The sequence below is a fragment of the Halobacillus aidingensis genome, assembly GCF_900104185.1.
GTDB classification, from domain to species: Bacteria; Bacillota; Bacilli; order Bacillales; family Halobacillaceae; genus Halobacillus; species Halobacillus aidingensis.
This window is the reverse complement of sequence record NZ_FNIZ01000014.1, coordinates 12,102-32,038: the sequence shown is the minus strand read 5'-3', so window position 1 is coordinate 32,038 and position 19,937 is coordinate 12,102. Positions and strand designations below refer to the sequence as shown.

Annotated in this window: 16 protein-coding genes; 4 read left to right on the top strand and 12 right to left on the bottom strand. The window is 43.2% G+C overall.

Annotated features, from left to right (window positions below; all coding sequences use genetic code 11):
* Positions 1–386 precede the first annotated feature (386 nt).
* The gene (locus tag BLS23_RS13500; RefSeq protein ID WP_089653118.1) at positions 387–1,406 is read right to left on the bottom strand and encodes a TIGR00341 family protein; all 1,020 of its coding nucleotides are present in this window, start codon (positions 1,404–1,406) and stop codon (positions 387–389) included.
* Positions 1,407–1,559: 153 nt separating this feature from the next.
* Between BLS23_RS13500 and BLS23_RS13495 the strand changes: the two genes are divergently transcribed.
* Genes BLS23_RS13495 through BLS23_RS13485 form a run of 3 tightly spaced genes read left to right on the top strand, consistent with a single transcriptional unit; the run spans position 1,560 to position 5,271 of the window.
* Positions 1,560–3,041 carry a spore germination protein gene (locus BLS23_RS13495; protein ID WP_089653116.1) on the top strand — a complete coding sequence of 494 codons (1,482 nt, stop codon included), beginning with the start codon at positions 1,560–1,562 and terminating at the stop codon, positions 3,039–3,041.
* Complete coding sequence (locus BLS23_RS13490; protein ID WP_089653114.1) at positions 3,038–4,144, top strand: GerAB/ArcD/ProY family transporter; 1,107 nt, start codon at positions 3,038–3,040, stop codon at positions 4,142–4,144. The genes BLS23_RS13495 and BLS23_RS13490 overlap by 4 nt, the downstream gene beginning before the upstream one ends.
* On the top strand, positions 4,141–5,271 hold the full coding sequence (locus BLS23_RS13485; RefSeq protein ID WP_089653112.1) for a Ger(x)C family spore germination protein: 1,131 nt from the start codon (positions 4,141–4,143) through the stop codon (positions 5,269–5,271). The genes BLS23_RS13490 and BLS23_RS13485 overlap by 4 nt, the downstream gene beginning before the upstream one ends.
* Positions 5,272–5,387: 116 nt before the next feature.
* On the opposite strand, the gene helD is transcribed toward BLS23_RS13485, so the two are convergent.
* The 4 genes from helD to BLS23_RS13460 form a co-directional block, all read right to left on the bottom strand.
* A complete protein-coding gene (helD, locus tag BLS23_RS13480) occupies positions 5,388–7,652 on the bottom strand; it encodes an RNA polymerase recycling motor HelD (protein WP_244157210.1) in 2,265 nt (754 codons plus the stop codon).
* 787 nt (positions 7,653–8,439) lie between these two features.
* Positions 8,440–8,793 (bottom strand): hypothetical protein, encoded by a 354-nt coding sequence (locus BLS23_RS13470; RefSeq protein ID WP_089653106.1) that lies wholly within the window; start codon positions 8,791–8,793, stop codon positions 8,440–8,442.
* A gap of 5 nt (positions 8,794–8,798) precedes the next feature.
* Entirely contained in the window at positions 8,799–9,224 is a 426-nt protein-coding gene (locus BLS23_RS13465) for an ATP-binding protein (RefSeq protein ID WP_089653104.1), read from the bottom strand.
* 168 nt (positions 9,225–9,392) lie between these two features.
* Positions 9,393–10,469: an undecaprenyldiphospho-muramoylpentapeptide beta-N-acetylglucosaminyltransferase gene (locus BLS23_RS13460; RefSeq protein WP_089653102.1), complete on the bottom strand. Its 1,077-nt coding sequence runs from the start codon at positions 10,467–10,469 to the stop codon at positions 9,393–9,395.
* A 110-nt stretch (positions 10,470–10,579) separates the two neighbouring features.
* Here BLS23_RS13460 and BLS23_RS13455 point away from each other — a divergent pair, with 110 nt between their 5' ends.
* Complete coding sequence (locus tag BLS23_RS13455) at positions 10,580–11,941, top strand: MATE family efflux transporter (protein WP_089653100.1); 1,362 nt, start codon at positions 10,580–10,582, stop codon at positions 11,939–11,941.
* 490 nt (positions 11,942–12,431) lie between these two features.
* Here the strand turns inward: BLS23_RS13455 and BLS23_RS13450 are convergent, their stop codons facing one another.
* The 7 genes from BLS23_RS13450 to BLS23_RS13420 form a co-directional block, all read right to left on the bottom strand.
* Positions 12,432–13,856: an aldehyde dehydrogenase family protein gene (locus BLS23_RS13450; RefSeq protein ID WP_089653098.1), complete on the bottom strand. Its 1,425-nt coding sequence runs from the start codon at positions 13,854–13,856 to the stop codon at positions 12,432–12,434.
* A gap of 128 nt (positions 13,857–13,984) precedes the next feature.
* Positions 13,985–15,172 (bottom strand): NupC/NupG family nucleoside CNT transporter, encoded by a 1,188-nt coding sequence (locus BLS23_RS13445; protein WP_089653096.1) that lies wholly within the window; start codon positions 15,170–15,172, stop codon positions 13,985–13,987.
* 267 nt (positions 15,173–15,439) lie between these two features.
* Positions 15,440–16,432, bottom strand: a complete 993-nt coding sequence (locus BLS23_RS13440; protein ID WP_167356088.1) for a FecCD family ABC transporter permease — start codon at positions 16,430–16,432, stop codon at positions 15,440–15,442.
* Positions 16,429–17,406, bottom strand: a complete 978-nt coding sequence (locus BLS23_RS13435; protein ID WP_089653254.1) for a FecCD family ABC transporter permease — start codon at positions 17,404–17,406, stop codon at positions 16,429–16,431. The genes BLS23_RS13440 and BLS23_RS13435 overlap by 4 nt, the downstream gene beginning before the upstream one ends.
* A 149-nt stretch (positions 17,407–17,555) precedes the next feature.
* A complete protein-coding gene (locus tag BLS23_RS13430; RefSeq protein WP_089653094.1) occupies positions 17,556–18,512 on the bottom strand; it encodes an ABC transporter substrate-binding protein in 957 nt (318 codons plus the stop codon).
* Between the two features lie 127 nt (positions 18,513–18,639).
* The gene (safA, locus tag BLS23_RS13425; RefSeq protein ID WP_089653250.1) at positions 18,640–19,251 is read right to left on the bottom strand and encodes a SafA/ExsA family spore coat assembly protein; all 612 of its coding nucleotides are present in this window, start codon (positions 19,249–19,251) and stop codon (positions 18,640–18,642) included.
* Positions 19,252–19,408: 157 nt separating this feature from the next.
* A complete protein-coding gene (locus BLS23_RS13420; RefSeq protein ID WP_089653092.1) occupies positions 19,409–19,906 on the bottom strand; it encodes a hypothetical protein in 498 nt (165 codons plus the stop codon).
* Positions 19,907–19,937 lie beyond the last annotated feature (31 nt).

Sequence of the window (19,937 nt, the reverse complement as noted above, 5' to 3'; positions counted from 1 at the left end):
CAGCTTCCCAACCACCCCATACCATGAAGGTAAGAAACGAACCCATTTACTGTGTGATGGTGCCTTCTACTATCCTGCGCCTATAAATATAAAGCTCTCTATAACAAGCTTTCCGCATGCAGAATAGCGTGCTTAGGAGTTCATTCCCCTCAAATAACCACGTGCATAAAAGAAGCTTATTTCGGAAGTGGTTTCGAGATACTTAAATGGTAAAGGGGCGGAGGGGAATGGCGAGACTCCTGCGGGCAAAAAGTGCATGGTGAGACCCCACAGGACGCAGTCCGAGGAGGCTCACCGCGCTCCCGCGGAAAGCGAGCTATTCCCCGCAGCCCCCATCCACTCAACAAAAGTCTCGAAACTTATTTTTCAAGAAAAGGGAGCGATATTTAGATAAGATTCTGGCCTTCTAGGATGACGAGGGCTAGGATGAGGACTATGATGATAACGAATACGATGGATAGCGGGCGGGATACGTTTGCCCTCTGAACCTCATCCCAACGGACAGGACGAATGCCGCTGATTGAGAAAATGGAGACGGCCGCCAGAAGGATGGACATGATGTTTACCGTCACTAATAAGAATGCACCATAGGCTGCTGTCATCGATCCATCTCCAATCGACATACCCATAGCGACAGATGGTGGAAGCAAAGCTACAGCTACCATCACACCCACCAAGTTCCCGGATAAACGGTTCAAAAAAGCAAGCGCTCCAGCAGCGCCAGAGGCTACCCCTAATGGAATATCAATCAAAGTAACCTTCGTTCTATCCAAGTATTGAGCGTTTTCCATTCCGACATCAGTGAAATAACCGAAGGCTATGGAAATAAACAATACGATCGCTATACCATATAAAGAACTAACAGCTGATTGCCCAAGCCCTTTATAATCCCCAAGAATAGCAAAAAAAGCAACGGAGATAACCGGACCAATCATGGGCGCAATAACCATAGCCCCGATGACAACCGCTTCACTATCTTTAATAATACCGACAGTAGCTACGATAGCTGATAATAAAATTAGTAAGGAATAATTCATTGTAATATGACTGTTTTTTTCAGCGGCATTCATCAATTCATGCCGACTCGCTCGAAGCAGACGAGACCTTTCCTCTTCATCGTCTTCCTGTGCCTCTTCCTCTTTGGTTTCTTCATGAATGGTTTCCTTGGAGATATAGGTTTGAACAGGGATTAACAGGGTTTCAAACCCTTCCACCACATTCGAAACTTCCTCTAAATAATTGAGGATTTCTTCCACCTCATTTTTTTGGACGAGGATTCGGACAAGCATACGTTCTTCTGATTCACTGGAAACCCAATACGAACGATGATCATACCCGTTCAGCTTTTCATTGATGGAATCGAAGTGTTTGTCAGGGATGTACACTTCAATCAGTTGCAAGTTCATGCGGTTCACCTCTTATTCGACCATTCTGTAAAGAAGTTGATGAATCTTTAGATCTTTCTACTCTCTCTGAGGAAGTATTGAACCTCCTTCATAATGTCTCCTATTTTTCACATACTAATTCTACTTAGCCAAGAAGAGAAAGGAGGTTCCTTGATGTCTCTCCTACTACCGATGAAAAAAGAAGAATATCTATCGTCATCCAAAGAATTGCTTAACCAAAGCCCGGACCTCGTCCAAAAAGTGTTTAATCATGAGGGTCAATTAATTATTGTCCAATTCATTCATTATCAAATAAACAAAGATCAACTAGAGGATGAACTTCTAGAAATCATCACAAAATCTAATCGTCCCTGGACCAATGAAGCTCTGTTAAATAAAATTCCCATAGCTTCAACAAAACAAGAGAACAAAATGGATGCCATCATAGAGCAGATGATTCATGGAAGTGTATGCATTTATATTGAAGGTGAAAAGGAAGCTACGCTCTTCGCTCTGCCTAATCAAGAACACCGTTCTTTAAACCAAGCAGAAACAGAGTCACTGGTATTTGGCCCTCAGGTTTCGTTTACTGAATCCCTCATGACGAACCTGAATGTCATACGGTGGCGTTTAGATACATCAGATCTTGTTACGGAAAAATTGATTGTCGGCGAGCGGATTAAGTCGGAAATTCGTATCGTGTATTTAAAATCTCTTGCCGATACAGAAAATGTGGATACTATAAGGCAGCGGATCAGCGATTTAAAAGTCCCTGAAGTAGAAGACACGAGTGTCCTTGGACAATTGATCGAGGACTCCTCCAGTACAGTTTTCCCACAATTGATATTCACAGAATTGCCTGACCGCTTTTGCCAAGCGATTGTTAAAGGCCGTGTAGGAGTGATGGTTGATAAAAGCCCGACCATGTTGATTGGTCCAATGAACCTCTTCAGTTTTTTTGAGTCGACGGAAGATTTGTATATGCGCTGGAATATGGGGAGTTTCATAAGGTTACTTCGTTTCATTTCTATGGCTTTGTCCATCATTTTGACACCGATGTATGTAGCTGCTCTGACGTTTCACTATGAAATCATCCCAAGCACCCTGCTTGTATCGTTAGGCCAATCACGGTCAACCGTCCCCTTCCCACCCGTTCTAGAAGCCCTTTTATTGGAAATGTTAATTGAATTGCTTCGCGAAGCAGGGGCGCGATTACCTACCAAGGTAGGTCAGACAATGGGTATCGTTGGAGGGATTGTTCTCGGTCAGGCTGCTGTAGAAGCTGGGTTTACGAGCAACATTCTCATCATTATCATCGCACTCAGCGCACTGGCTTCCTTTACTGCCCCAAGTTATTTAATGGGGACAGCGGTTAGGATCATCCGCTTTCCGATGATCCTTCTGGCAGGCGCCTGGGGAATCATCGGAATTGTTTTTGCCCTGTCTTTCCTAGTCATACATCTATTAAAGCAGAAATCATTGGGGCGTCCATACTTGTCCCCTATCTATCCATTGCAGTGGGGTGACTTCAATGAATCAATATTCAGAGTACCTTTTCAAAAAAATGCGGAACGGTCAAAATCCCTCATGACCAAAGATAGATCCAGATACAATGAATCAAAAGCGGCCGAACGGAATGATGTGGACCGTCTATGAAAACGAATATTCCCTTCCACCCTGATCGTGCCGTTCAAGCTTTTTACCTTTTCTTTATCATCCACACCTCTCAAATCGGAGCCGGGTTAATGGGAGTCCCGAGGATTCTTGTCCTAGAAGCAGGGGTGGATGCCTGGATATCAGTTTTAATCGCGGGTCTTTACCTTCATTTGGTTGTTTTCATCATGCTGCAAATTTTAAAGTCTTATGAAAATGCAGACATCCTTGGGATCCAACAAGATTTGTTTGGCGTATGGATTGGAAAAACGTTGGGCACTGTGTACGTCCTTTATATTTTCCTGCTACTCTTGACGGTGATTAAGAATTACATTGAAGTTGTTCAGGTGTTTGTCTTTCCAGAGATGCCGATCTGGCTTATGGCTCTCTTTTTACTCTCGCTTATGGTTTATAGTATCTTAGGCGGCTTCAGAGTGGTTGTAGGAACGAGCGTCATTTTTTTCTTCCTTACCATCTGGCTTGTCTTTACGATCTATAAACCGATTACCTATATGGACTGGGAACACTTCTTACCAGTCTTTCGGACACCGGCTCCTGATTTACTAAAGGGCGTGCAGCAAGTCACCTTTTCCGTGCTTGGACTTGAGATTCTCTTTTTTGTTTATCCGTTTATCCAAGACAAAAAAAGAGCGGCGTTGCCTGCACATGCGGGTGTATTCTTTACGACTTTCCTCATCCTGTTAGTAACCGTTGTTTCCATCGGTTATTTCAGTCCTGATCAGTTGAAGGCCATCGTATGGGCCACTTTATCCTTGTTCAAAATCATTAGTTTTTCCGTTCTAGAACGGTTTGATTTTATTGCGGTGGCGTTATGGATGATGGTCATCATACCGAATATCGTTTTATTCGGGTGGATGATTGTCCATTCCTTGAAGCGACTGTTCAATGCTCCCAAGAAACCAACGCTATATGGATTGGCATTCCTTTTATTCTTCACTTCGATAACGGCTGAAAAAAGGGTCGCCCTAAACGAACTGACCAATTGGACGGGAGAAATCGGGTTTTGGATTGTTTTTGTCTATCCATTTTTGATTTACATGATGATTCTATTAAAAAAATTAATGAAAAAGAGGAATGCTTCATGAAATGGTCCTCCATTCTGATTATCGTTTTCATACTCGCAGGTTGTATTCCGAAGTCTTATATCGAAACATTAGGAATTATCACAGCTGTCGGGTATGATCTGACTGAAGACCAACGGATACGGGGCACTCTCGTCATGTACCAGTTCGATACGGCTGAAGCGAGCACATCACAGGTCGTTACAGGGGAAGCAGATACATCAAAAGGGATCCGATTTGCTACAAGCCGGCTCACCAGTCATCAACTTGTATCCGGGCAAGTGAGACTTGAAATATTTGAAAGCGAACTGGCTAAACGAGGAATGATGAAGTATATGGACACCCTTCAAAGGGATGCGGCGATATCGGATATGGGTTTTTTAGCTACCAGTGAGGTCCCGTCAGAAGACCTCTTGAAATCAGGAAATGATGAAGATCGTCCCAACACAGGAAATTACATTCAGGAGCTGATTAAAAAAAGCATCAACGAAGAAGCCATCCCCAATGCTGTTCTGACCAGTTTCCTGCATGACTATTACGATGCCGGCAAAGATCCCATCCTTCCATCACTTACCCTTGATGAGGATAAAGCAGTGATCAACGGGATCAGTTTATTCCAGGATGACCGCTACGTCCATACCACATCTCATGAAAATACGTTTTACATTATGTTGATGAAGCAGGAATTCGAGCACGGGCAATTTCAAATCCAACTGGCAGATGATGCTTTAAAGAAGTATCACAAGAAGGAAAGCATCGACAAACCAGGCGATGGTGCCCTGCATGTATCGATCCATGAACTAAATACCGAACATGACATCCATCCTTCTAAAGGAGATCCGACAAATCAATCATTCACACTGAAGATGGAAGGGCGCTTGTTGGAAATCACCCAAGATATCGATTTAAAAAATAAAGAAGCTGTAGAAGCTTTGGAAAAACAAGTTGAAAAAGAAGTAAAAGAACACCTTCAAGAAACATTGCAGATTCTAATCGAACATCAAGTCGACCCGGTCGGATTCGGAGCTAAATATAACGCCCAAAACAGAACGAATCGGGTCACAAAAGAAAATTGGCGCGAACAAATCCCAAGTCTCCAAGTTGATTTTGATGTATCGTTTAAACTACTCCGCTATGGCATTTCCGAATAAAGATAAAACCCCTTGTGAAGAAAGGTTCGCCTTTTCATCACAAGGGGTTAAATCCATTTAAACAATCCCCAAGCCCGTCTTTGTGTGTAATTCTATTTATGAAGATGAACCGCTACCTACGCTTCGATCTGGAAACATTTATGAGTCCAAAGTCCATCCTTGTCAGTTAGGAGAAAGTCATCAGGCTGCCTGCCAATCATATATAGACGATGAAGAGGTCTCGTCATAGCTACATAGAGCATTTTCAAATCCAATTCATTTTTCTCATAAGAATGTTCATTACAATAGAGAAAAACGACATCAAACTCCAGCCCCTTAGCAAGGTATGCAGGGAGAATGACACGATTCCCTAACATGTCCGCATTCTCTTCCATAATCTCGAAGGAAGGAAGTTCACGAGCCAGCTGCTCCGCCTCTTGTTTTGTTTTCGTAACGAAAGCGAAGTTGTTCATCCCTTTTCTGACTAAATCGTTGATCAGCTGATGGATGTTCCCTTTCCGAAGCTCATCCCTATAAAGAAAAGTAGGCACATCCCCATGTCGGACGACAGGCTCCGCTTTCGGAAGTGCATCCGGCATATCGTCTAGAAGACCATTCGCTAAGTTCATGATTTCAATTGTCGTCCGGTATGTCTTTTGCAAGGTGAGATAGTTCGCTGTTGGGAAAATTTCGTTTTGAAGTGTTTCCCAATTATCTAATCCCCGGTAATGATAGATCCCTTGAGCCAAGTCTCCTACAATAGTGAACAAATCCGTTTGAAAAGCCTTCCTCAAGCTGAAAATTTCCATAAAGCTATAATCCTGTGCTTCGTCAATGACCACTTTCTTTGCACGATCATCAGGATCAAGACCTGTGATAAAGGTCTTCAAATACAAAAGAGGAGCCAAATCCTCCGCAAAAAGCTTCCCGTTTGCGTGCACCTTTCTCGTATTCTCTCTCATTTGTTCCCACTCATAAGATTCTTCAGCATGAACCTTTGAAAACATTTTCTCCTCAAAGAGCTGCTGATAGATGTTCCATACCGCCACTTTCGGATATTTCTTCATAAAACGATTAACCGCTGTCCGGGCTGCTTTCTTAATTTCATCCAGCCTTTCCTCTTTCCGTGTAATTAAAAAACTGACGCGGATTTTCCGTTTCTCCGCATCCTTCATCCCATAAAGCGCATCATCCAGGGCTTCGTCATATTTGGCTGCTATTTTGTCCAATATTTGTTTCTTTTTTCTTCTTAATTCACTTTGCAATACGGCTTTAATTTTTTGGACGCGCACCTCGTAAGGAAAATAGCTGTATTCCTCAAAAAACAGACGATTGATGGCTTTTGCACTTTTAATCTTGAATCCTGCAAGCTTAAAATCACTCTCTACCTCGTAGCATTTCTTCCATATTTGCAGATAGCGATCCAGGATTGCTTTGAATGCTTTCGATCCTTTTAGTCGTGCACCATGAATAGAACTGTGATCCGAAGATTTTTCCACCACATTCATTAGCAACTCATGCTGAGAGATGACAGGCAGATGAATACCCGTAGCCTGTTGAACAAAATCGGTGAATGTCGTTTGTCTAGCTCGATCCACCCCAAGTTCCGGCAAGACTTCAGATATGTACTGAATAAACAGGCGGTTTGGCGCAAGAATAAGCATTTCTTCAGGACGGAAAATTTCTTTCATCGTATACAGAAAATAAGAAATCCGATGAAGAGCTATCGTTGTTTTCCCGCTCCCCGCGGCCCCCTGCACAATAATCGGCTTTCGTAAGTCTGCACGAATGATTTTATTCTGTTCTTCTTGAATCGTCGATACAATTTCAGTTAAACGCTTCTCTGCATTTTGAGCTAACGAATCCTGAAGCAATTCATCCTTTGTTGTAAGGTCGATATCCCGGTAATCCAACAGTTCTCCATCTTCGATTTGGTACTGTCTTTTTAAGGAAACATCCCCTTCGTATCTTTCTCCAAGAGCTTCATAACTCACTTCTCCCAAGCGTCCTTCATAATAAACATTTGATAGAGGAGAGCGCCAATCCAAGATGATAGGAAACTGAGTTTCTCGGTCAAATAATGACGTCTTACCAATATAAAAAATTTCTCGATCGGGCTTTTCTTTTTGATGAAAATCGATGCGGGCAAAGTATGGTTTGTTTCGTAGATGTTTGAGGTTCTCCAGCTGGTCTTTTGACATTTTCATGAAATTCGCATGAGAAAGCATTTCTTGATATCTAAGACTGCTGTCTTTGAAGCTAAGATTCTCAAGGGTGTCTTCCTGGCGCTTCTTCAGTGATTCCTGACCCGTTTCCTGCGAGGTGATCAGTCTGTCCATGTAAGTTTTCGTAAATGATAGCCGGTCTAGTTCTTTATTAAATTCCGGATGCCGTTCCGTCATTTGAGCCATTCCTCCTTCTTATTGTTCTGTAAGATTCACAGAACTTCTCCTTAATGGAATGACGCGTGAGCGCTGGCCCTTCATGCAGTTTTTCAAAGCAACGAATAAATAAGATACCACAACCACGATGGAAGCGCAATCATTTAATAAAATATTTAAACTCCCGATTGTGGAAGACTCAGTTTCGAGATGTTTGTGGGAGTTTTGGGGCTCCGGGAAACAGTTCGCTTTCCATGGGGCGGGCGCTGAGCCTCAGGCTACGCCTTCCGGGGTCTCAGCTGTCCCACACGTCTCATAGGAGTCTCACCGTTTCCCTCCGCCCCTTGTCCAAAAGAGTATCTCGAAACTACTTCCAGAATAAGCAGCTTTCCAGCGTATTGGTAGTTGGTGAATTAAACTTTTAAACAAGCTAGTCATTTGTATTCTAAAGCTTGCTATAGAGCGCTTCTCAACTAGGAAGCAGTGGTCATGGAAGACCCTCCATTCGTGTACGTGGGTTCGTTTATCTCATCTCTCAAATTAGGTGCTTGGGAAGTTGCGAGACTCCCGCGGGAAAGGATTGGCTGGGGAGACCCTGCAGTGCGAAACAGGCTTGCCTCAATCACCAAAGGAAAGCTACTTCCCAGCCACCCCCTAACGCTTAACACGGCAAACGAACCCCAGAAAGTCTCGAAACTGAGTCTTCCACAATCCTGCCATATAATGAAGATAAATGAAAAGCAGTTTAGTTTAAGTGTGCGCCTTGTTTGTGCGTACACCTAAACTAAACTGCTATTGAAAAGTCATCTTAGGGTCTTTTTTTGTTTTCCAAATATTTCGGCAGATGCATCTCAAATATAAAGAAGGAAAGAATACGCAAAAGCACAGGATATAAGGCCAGAAATCCTACCAAATCCCCAATCCCCCCGAGAAGATTGGTAAAAAGAAGAACGATCGCCAGAACAAGCATGAGAAAAACAGTTACAAGTCCTACTCTTCCGTTGATAGGTGTCCAGGCTCCTGCGATTGTTTTCGTATCCTGCTCTAAAAGTTCGAAACAACGATAATGATAAGGACGTATTCGGAACCAGTTGGATGCTGTCACAAGCTCGTCACGGTCCTGAATTTTTTTATAACAATACCGACAGATGTTTGTGTTCACGAAATCTACTCCTGATTGAGATATTTTTTCATTAGCAAACACTCGTTGCCCTTTTCATTATATCGCAAAATATCCATAACTCTAAACATTAACGTAATTCCACGTCCACTCTTCTCCAAATCTTCCACACTTGGAAACCAGTGCTTCACATCACCTGCCACTTGATAAGGTCTCCAGTTAAAACCGTCTCCATGATCATAGACTCTGACGACCAATCGTGAATGAAGAAAGTGAATTTTTAACAAAACGGGATAATCCGTCCTCTCATGGTGGCCATGGACCCATGCATTCCATACAGCTTCGGTAATGGATGCGTCCACAAGAAGTTGATCGTTCCCATAGTATTTGGCCAGATATGGTGAATATTTCCGTCGGACATCTCTCAGTTCTCTCGGATGTCTGATATTGGCTTCTATAGATGCCTTCATCATTCAGCCTCTCCTCTTCTAAGTCGATGATTCGCAATCATCGTTCTTAGTAAATGGATTTGTTCCCTTTCCTATTCCCTTTATCCAAATGACTTAAAAGGGAAAGTGTTAATTTCTTCATAAAAATGGAAAATAGATGCAACCATCCCTCCTCAACGGATGGAAGATACCTCACTTTCTTCTTTCATGACTTTGAATGATTTCCATTACTTTTTCTTTCGTCCGTTCACTTTGATAGCTCTGCATGGATTCAAGAATCTGGTCACGATTGTCAATCAGTTGACGGAGATCATTCAATAATGTTTCATTTGTGAGTTCTTCTTCCTCTCTTTTTAGCGCGTATCCCTGTTTAACAAAAGAGTCTGCGTTCAAAATCTGGTCTCCACGGCTCGCTTTTCTTGATAAAGGAATGAGAAGCATGGGTTTTTTCAAAGCTAAGAATTCAAAGATCGCATTTGATCCTGCTCTCGAGACGATATAGTCTGTAGCAGCAAACAAATCCTTCAGCTCATCCTGAACATATTCGAACTGGGCATAACCACGCTTGTTGATAGACGTATCTTTGTGCCCGTGCCCACAAATATGAACGATCTGAACTTCCTGAAGCAATTCATCTAAATTGTCGCGAATCGCATCATTGATTCTTTTCGATCCTGTACTACCTCCCATCACCATCACTACAGGTTTCTGTTTGTGGAATTCACACAAGGCTAAGCCTTTAGAGCGCTCTCCTTCAAACAGCTCTTCCCGGACAACGGCCCCGATATATTCGCCTTTTCCTTCTGGCAGGTGGTTCATGGTCTCTGGAAAAGTGGCCAAGATTTTTTTCGCAAAGGGGAAGGAGAGTTTATTGGCTAGACCTGGCGTATAATCCGATTCATGAATGACTGTCGGAACACTTTTCAAACGGGCCGCCATGACGACCGGTACGGAGACAAACCCCCCTTTTGAAAAAATAACTTGAGGCTTCCTTTTCTGAATGATGCGAAGAGATTGAGCTAATCCTTTCAACACCTTGAAAGGATCCTTGAAGTTTTCCTTTGACATGTATCTCCTCAGCTTTCCTGTTGAGATGCCATGGTAGGTGACTCCATCTAAAGGCTCGATCAATTTTCTTTCAATCCCACTGTAGGATCCGATGTAATCGACGGTGTATCCTTGTTTCTGGAATTCTGGAATCAGCGCAAGGTTCACAATGACATGTCCCGCTGTTCCTCCACCTGTAAATAAAATCCGTTTCTGACTCATATGTTAATCAACGTCCTTTCAGAGAGCTTCTTAAGTAGGTCTGGATGTGTTACTATGCTATAATCCTCGTATTCCTCTAAAGAGAATTGTACCAGAAAAGAGTGTGGCCTATGTATGAAACAAAGACATTAAAAGAAAAAATAAAATTGTTCTGCGTCATCCTCATTCCTATCCTGATCACACAAATCGGAATGTACCTCATGAATTTTTTCGATACCATTATGGCTGGTCAATCTGGGCCTGACCAACTGGCAGGAGTAGCGATAGGGTCAAGTATTTGGATGCCTGTATTTACAGGATTGAATGGCATCCTCATGGCTATTTCCCCAATTGTTGCCCAACTAAAAGGGGCAAAGAAAGAAAATGAAATTTCATATTCCGTCAAACAAGGAATTTATTTATCCATCGTTTTGGCCGGGGGGATAGGAACGATCGGATTCTTTTTATTGGATCCGATCTTGTCTGTACTAGACATCACTCCCGAGGTCCGGCATGTAGCGAAATATTACTTAGTGACACTGGGAATAGGAATCGTACCCTTATTTGTTTTCAACATCCTTCGGTCATTTGTTGATGCTCTGGGACAAACCAAAGTTTCAATGGCTGTCATACTGATGACACTGCCCATCAATATTCTTTTCAATTATATGTTCATTTTCGGTCGATTGGGTGCCCCTGAACTCGGAGGAATCGGAGCAGGAGTAGCTTCAGCTCTTACCTATTGGGTATCATTAGTTATTATTGTTACCATCATTCACAAACTCCGCCCACTAAAAACCTATAAGATTTTCCAATCATGGATTTCGCCTGAATGGAAAGAGTGGTGGGCACAATTGAAAATCGGCATTCCCATCGGTTTTGCGATCTTTTTTGAAACGAGTATTTTCGCGGCCGTAACATTTTTCATGACGGCTTACGACACGAATACGATTGCCGCTCACCAGGCAGCCATCAATTTCGCCTCTCTTCTCTATATGGTTCCTTTGAGTATCGCCTTCGCGCTTACAATTGCCGTTGGATTCGAAGTCGGGGCAGAAAGACACAAGGAAGCTAGAGCGTATTCTTATTTAGGAATTGCTTCGGCTGTAATAATGAGTGTTTTTGCAGGTCTGATTTTATTTTTGTTTGATGATACGATTGCAAGACTCTACAGTACAGATGACAGAGTGATTGAATTGACTAAGAATTTCATTATCTATGCCATCTTTTTTCAGCTGTCTGATGGATTCGGAGCACCTCTCCAGGGTATTCTCCGCGGCTATAAAGATGTGAACATTACGCTTGTCATGGCATTCATTTCTTACTGGGGCATAGGCTTGCCGAGTGGGTACTGGCTTGCGAACTATACGCCCCTCGGGCCTTACGGATACTGGTTAAGCTTAACGATCGGCCTGACCGCAGGAGCCATCACGCTCCTCATCCGTATGCTGTACATCCAAAAAATAAACACCCAAATAAGCTCCGCTTCCTAGAAACTATTATTAAACAATCTGGCAGGATTGTTTAATACTCGATTTCGAGATGTTTTGGGGTTCGTTGCTGAGCTGAGCGTCAGGGGTGGCTGCGAAGCAACCCCTACACTTAGAAGAAGCCTCTTCCAACCTCCTTGTCCAGTTGTCATAAAGCGCGAAGTAACAGCATTTCAATGGGAAGGCCTCAGACTTCTTCATTTCGACACATCTTGCAAACTCTGCTGTTTGTGGAAGTAGTCTCGAGACACTGAAATGGCAAAGGGACGGAGGGGCATGGCGAGACTCCTGCGGGAAAAAAGTGCTTGGTGAGACCCCACAGAGCGAAGCTCGAGGAGGCTCACCGCGCTCCCGCGGAAAGCTGGCTATTCCCCGCAGCCCCATCCACTCAACAAAATTCTCGAAACTGAGTCTTCAAGAATAGGGAGCATATCTTGGATATGAAAAGAAGCGTCCTGAGGATGGACGCTTCTTTTTGATTTATTATTGATGGTTAATGGTTTAAGTTAAGGACGATTAAGCGTTCTTCTGTCATGTCATCGATGGTGTATTTCGGGCCTTCTTTGCCCCATCCACTATCTTTCACACCACCATAAGGCATGAGGTCGACACGATATTGGGAGGAATCATTGACCATTAAGCCCCCAACTTCCACATTTCTTGCTGCATAAAAAGCGGTATCGATATTTTGTGTGAATATACCACCTTGGAGACCATAGGGGGAACCATTCACTTCCTCGATACATGATGAAAGGTCAGAAAATGGAATAATACTCACAACGGGAGCGAATATTTCTTCACAGACGACTTTCATCTCAGGTTTCACATTTGTTAAAACCGTAGGGTGAAATAAAGCAGCCTCACGATTGCCGCCATGGAAGACTTGGGCTCCTGCTTCCTTCGCCTCCTCCACCCATTGTTCGGCACGTTCGGCTTCTTCCTCGCTGATCATAGGACCGACATCGGTATTTGGATCGTTCGGATCGCCTACATTCAACTTTTCAATTGCCTGAATGAACTTTTCCTGGAATTCTTCACGTACATCTTCGTGTACATACAATCGCTGGACAGAAATACAAACCTGCCCGGCAAAGGCGTAACTTTTAGCGGCTACGTTTTCTGCAGCGGCGTCCAAGTCCGCTTCTTTATCGATAATGACTGGTGAGTTATTTCCGAGCTCCAGGACGAGTTTGTTCAGTCCTGTATTTTGTTTTAACTTCAACCCGACTTCTGCACTTCCTGTAAACGTGTACAGGTTGATTCGTTCATCCTTCATCATTTGATTCCCCACCGTGGATCCAGACCCAACAACCACATTAAGAAAACCTTTCGGGAGTCCTGCTTTTTCGAACAATCCGGCTAATTTCAGTGCAGAAATCGGGGTCTTACTTGCAGGCTTCAAGACCACCGCGTTCCCTGCCGCTATAGCGGGTGCGATTTTATGTGCGACAAGGTTAACAGGGAAATTGAACGGGCTGATAGCTCCGACAACTCCGACTGGGACCTTGATGGTAAAAGCCATACGGTTTTCAGACCCTGGTGCTGCCTCTACCGGAACACCTTCCCCATGAATCCGCTTCGCTTCTTCTGCGGCCAATTCAAAGGTCTGTGCTGCCCGATTCAATTCGGTTAACGCTTGTTTGATCGGCTTGCCAGCTTCCATCGTAATAGCTTTTGCCATGTCCTCTTGGTTTTCTTTCAATAGTTCACTCACTCTTTTCAATATTTCAAAGCGTTCATAAGGAGACATGGCATGCTTCTTATAGGCATGCGTCGCTGCTTCAATGGCTGCATCCACCTCTTTCTCAGACGCTCTAGCCACCTGTGCAAAGGTTTCCTGTGTGTATTTGTTCAATACGTCCAGTTGATCATTGGTGTCTATCCATTCTCCATTAATATAGAGCTTATAACGATCCATGAACCTCTCTCCTTTGAAATAGAATCTGCGGCTTTTCCTATTTCCTTATACGGGGATATATCGCAAGGATGTTAAAAAACAAAAAAAGCCTGAATAGAGGAAACCCTCCATTCAGACTTTTCGGCACTTTATAGGAATAATCCTGCAATCGTTGCAGAAAGCATAGAACCTAGAGTCGCACCGATAAGAAGTTTCATACCGAAACCAGATACTCGTCCACCTTTTTCCGCATCAATACCTTGAACAGTACCAGCTATGATACCGATAGAGGAGAAGTTAGCGAAACTTGTAAGGAAGACCGTTACAATACCAACTGTTTTCTCAGACACACTGTCAAGCATGTTAGAGAATTCAAGCATCGCTACGAATTCGTTCGTTACGATTTTCGTACCCATGATCGCACCAGCATCGACGACTTCAGCAGCTGGAATACCCATCAGCAAACCGATTGGTGCAATGATATAACCAAGTAGCTCTTGAAGCGTAAATCCGTTGAATACAGCTCCGAACAACCAGTTCACAAGTTCAAGTGATGCGATAAAGGCAATTAGCATGGAAGCAACGATCAGGGCGATTTTACCACCATCAAGTGCACCGTTCCCCATTGCTTCGAAAAAGCTTTTCGCGTTGGATACATCTTGAATATCCACTTTGTCATCTTCCTTAGAAACTTTAACCGGTGCGATGATGGATGAAACGATCAAAGCACTAAACATGTTTAATGGAAGAGCCACAAGGATATATTGACTAGGCAGCATTCCAAGGTACGCACCTACGATGGATGCAGATACAGATCCCATAGCGGAAGCACTGACAATGTACAAACGGTTGTCATTTAAGTTGTGGAACTGCGATTTGATAGCAATCAATGCTTCTGATTGACCGAAGAAAATACTGTTGACCGCGTTGAATGATTCAACTTTCGGCAAACCGGTAATTTTCGAAAGTCCCCAACCTAGATACTTAATAATGAATGGCAAAATCTTTAGATATGTTAGGACAGAAAGAATGGTTGCAAAGAAAATGATGATCAATAGAACGTTGAAGAAAAACACTCCGTTCTCTCCTACTTCTACGCCACCTAATACGAAATCAACACCTACAGAACCGAACTCAATCAATTTGTTGAAACCAGCGGAAATCCCATCAATAATGATTTTACCGATGGTCGTGTTGAACATGAACGCCGTTATTAGTAACTGAACGACAAGCATGACAGCTATACCTTTATAGTTGATGTTCTTACGATCATTGGACATCAGAAAAGCGATTCCAAGAATGATCGCGACAGCAAGAATTCCTAAAAGAATACCCACAATAAGTCCTCCCCTAATTGGTAAATAAAGTATTTATGAAAATGCTTACATCAAGTAATTCCACTATGGATTTTATCAGGTTGTCAGACGTCATGCAAGGTTTATTTGTATGTAATAAATAACAAATCATGACATGCTAGTTATCCTATGCTCTAATATGCCTTTATTTCTAAGGGTTTATCCTCTTTTAAGGATCTTAATAAAATTTTGTCATATGGGTATACACTTGTACACATAGAAAAAGAAACGCCTTTGACGTTTCTTTTTCTATGACTTTTGCATTTTTCTCAATAAGAACAAAAAGTACGGGGCTCCAATAACAGCAGTAAAAATTCCTGCTGGGACTTCTGTAGGTGGAAACAAGCCGCGGCCCAGATTGTCAGCAACCATTAAGAGTAGCGTTCCCGTAAGCGCTGAAACAGGTAGCAGATAGATATGCTTGTTCCCTACCAATTGCCTCGCAATATGTGGCGCAATTAACCCGACGAATCCGAGTGTGCCGACAACAGCTACAGAGGCACCTGCAAGAATAACCGCTATGATCAATAATAACAACCTTGCTTTTCTGACAGGTTCTCCGAGCCCTTCTGCGACATCGTCTCCAAGACTAAGTACATCAAGTTTTGGAGCCAGGAAAAATGTGATGGGGACAACAATCACAATCCAAGGCAGCAGCATCCACACATCTGTCCAATCTTTCCCCCATAAACTACCCGTCAACCAGACGAGCGCTGCATTCGTTTCCAACGGAAATTTTACCGTCAAGAACTGAATTCCCGCCTGACAAATCGCTCCTAACGCAATACCCACAAGAGCAAGTGTCGCTGGCTGCACGCCCCTTTTAAAAGCGAAGATATAAAGGCCGATTGTGACCAGACCCGCTCCTATGAACGCAGCAATCGGAAGACCGATGACAGGCAAAGAAGGAAAGAGGATAATTACAGCGACGGCTGCAAATCCAGCTCCCTTGGTAATCCCAATGACATCAGGTGAAGCCAGCGGGTTACGAATAATTCCTTGTAATACTGCTCCAGATATCCCCAATCCAGCTCCTACCAACAAGCTCATAATAATTCGCGGCAATCGGAAATTCTCGATGATATAGCCACTGCCCCCTGCATCCACTCCAACAAAATAGTTGAATATGGAACCAGGCGGAATCCAAACAGCGCCGACACCAATCGAAAGAAAAGCTCCTAATAAGACGAGTAGAGTAAGGGAAATAATAATCGTCATTGGATGCATCTTTTTCAAGCTCATGCTGCTCGTCCTCCCTTGCTAGCCAAATATAAGAAAAATGGGGCTCCGAGTAATGCCGTTACGATACCCACCGGAGATTCTGCAGGAAATGAAATGAACCTTGACAGCACATCAGAGATCGTTAATAATGCCGCACCAAAGACGGCTGACAGCGGAAGTACCAGTCGATAATCGGACCCCATGAGCTTTCGTACAATATTCGGTATGATCAAACCTATGAAACCGATTGGACCAGCAACCGCTACAGAAATACCGGCTAATAGAATGACTAAAATGGCTGATGAAGCCCGGATCCATCCAATTTTCTGTCCCAATCCTCTCGCGACATCGTCACCTAACCCAAGAATCGTTAGTCCTTTGCCTAGAAATAATGCGCCGATGAGGCCAGTCAGTGACCACGGGATCATTAACCGGACATCGGCCCAGTTACGACCATCGATGCCGCCGGCAAGCCAAAAAAGAACATCTTCGGTTGATGTTTCATGAAAAAGGACGATTCCTTCGATTAAAGAGGATAGAAACAGGTGGACAGTAATTCCTGCCAAAGCCAATTTTACTGGTGTCATACCGCCCCCTGTTGAAGAAAGAGAATAGACAATCGCCCCTCCGACAGCCGCACCTAAGAATGCGAAATATACGAGCGTTGAAGAACCAAGCCCTGGAAAGAGTACAACCCCGGCGACCACCATTAACGAAGCCCCTGCATTGACTCCAAACACTTGAGGTGAGGCTAAAGGGTTGTTCGTAATGGCTTGCATAATTCCCCCGGCAATAGCTAAACATGCGCCGACAATGATTCCTACAAGAGCCCTCGGTAAGCGGATTGTATGAATGATGGAGGCGGCTTTCCCTTCATCAGGGGAAAACAAAAGTTTCAATACATCGGCAAACGAAATGGCATAGGCACCAATGCTTAAACTTGCGATAAAGCTCGCAATAAGGACAAGAATACCTAACAAGAAGATAAGGACCATTTTATACTTGACTACGGATGATTGCTCAGATAAATGCTGCACTTGAATTCTCCTATCTATATACTCTTTTCACCATATCACAAACAATAGGAAAGCGTCCCCTGGTAAAAAGGAAAGAGCGAAGGGCCTCCCCTCCGCTCTTTAAAGAATTATTCCTCATATAAATAGTTGATAGCGTCCTCTAGAATTTTCTCAGATGAAATTAATCCTCGGAAACGGGACCACATATTACGATCCACTTCGTGAACTTCTCCATTTTCCACTGCTGAAATATTCTGATACAAGTCATTGCTTTCCCATTCATCAACGACCGTTTGATCTCCAGCCACCATATGGAACATCACATCTGGATTGAATTCAACGACCTGTTCCAAGTTGATTTTATTGTAGCGTTCGTCACCACTCTGGATCGCGTTTTTTAAACCGATGGATTCTAAAAGTGAACCGGTGTAGGATTCCATATTGTGAGCGAAGTACCCACTATCCGCTACGACTGCAGGAAGGACTGTGCGTTCTTCATCTTCAGGGACCTGAGCACGAAGTTCTTCCATTTTCGCTTCATGGTCAGCTAATACTTCATCCCCTTTTTCTTCCATTCCCATCGCTTTTGAAACCGTTTCAAAGCTTGAAATGATCCCTTCATAATCAGCGGCTAGAGAAGGAAGAATGATCGTCGGAGCAATGTCAGACAACTGATCATAAATATCTTTGTGTCTTTTCATGTCTGCAATAATCAAATCAGGTTGCAGGGAGCTGATCACTTCTAAGGAAGGCTGCTTCCTCGTACCTACAGAAGTATAATCACCGATTTTTTCACGGATTGGTTCGATGATGCGTTCTGAATCATCATCGTCTGCGATGCCGACAGGTGAAACCCCTAAAGAGGCAAGGTTGTCAACAAAGGAAAACTCCAGAGCAACGACTTTCTCAGGCTGACCTGTAATTTCAGTCTCTCCCATTTCATGTTCAATGACACGTGTATCTTCCGCTGTTTCACCGCTGTCAGCCTGTGGATCTTCTGAAGTTTGGTCTTCAGAAGATCCTCCACATGCACTTAAAACAAGTACAAGGACGAGCATAAATAACGAAACTATACTTTTCTTCATATGTAAAACCTCCATTGTTATTGATAATCATTATCAAACACTCTACTCATCATACTCAAATTTGGAATAATTGTAAAGGCCACAACAAAAGGACTGCCGCATCTTCTAAGAACGACAGTCCTTCCATTTATTGCGTAATAAACATTTGTGTCCAATAGTGACCGTAACTTCCACCTTGTGCATAACCTACGCCGATTTGTGTCAAATTTGGATCTAGAATGTTCTTTCTATGTCCCGGGCTGTTCATCCATCCATTGACCACTTCCTGTGGCGTTCGTTGTCCAGCCGCAATGTTTTCTGCAGCGCGATTGTAAGAAACATTGAAGTCTCTCATCATATCAAATGGGGACCCATAGGTAGGAGATGTATGGGAAAAATAATTTTTATTCGCCATATCTCTGGACTTGTACCTTGCCACGCGTGATAACTGCCAATTGGCTTTCAGTGCAGGAAGACCATTTTTCGCTCTTTCTTGGTTCGTCAAGTCAATCACTTGGCTTTCGACTGATTTGATATCCCCTTTCAGAGGAATTGTCACCCTGTCTCCTGGATAAATCAGATCAGGGTTGTTGAACTGTGGGTTTGCATTGATGATTTCACTCAAACCAATTTTGTATTTTTTCGAGATCTTCCATAATGTATCCCCACTCTTAACTGTGTAAGTATCCGTTGCTGCATGAGTCATTTGAGGGGTTTGCACAAACAACACCGCAGCAAAAATGATAGCGCCTAACCACATCCATACTTTCAAGTGCTCTCACTCCTTTATTTAGTGTCAGATGTAGTGTGGCTCTTACTAATAAAATTATGTATGTAGAGGAAAAGTTTAGGAATTAAAAACGCACCCACCGGTGGTCAGTCGGTGGGTGCTATACCATAGGGGAGGTATAATCATTTTATGAATGAAACGAGCGGGCCACTTCAACCAATTGTTGTCGTGTCACACTCTGTTCATTACCTGCTTCAGACGCCACACTGGCGCGGTAAGTCATTAAGTAAGTTACTCCATCTTTTTCCCAGGTCAACTTTTTGGAAAAACGGTTATCTTCATAAAATCCGTCTATATTGTCGAGGATGGAAAGCTCTTCCGGAGCGATCCACGGAGTATCGATTTCCTCTTGGGAAAATTTAATGGTCAACAGATCATTATCCGGTGTATAAAAACTCAAGTCCATCAATTCTGTACCTTCATCCTGATAAATGTCTGAAACGACACTTATCATCGGTACAGGGATATACTCAGGAAGATCTGGCTGAAACTCCAATTGTTCAACGGCCGAAGACACCTTTTCCATATTATAAGAATGGTATCCACTAGGGACCGCGTGGGTTTTACTACTACAAGCACTGATCATAAACAACAAGAAAATTAAAACACCAAACCTTTTCCACACACTGCTTTCCCCCGTCATTTCTATGTTTCTA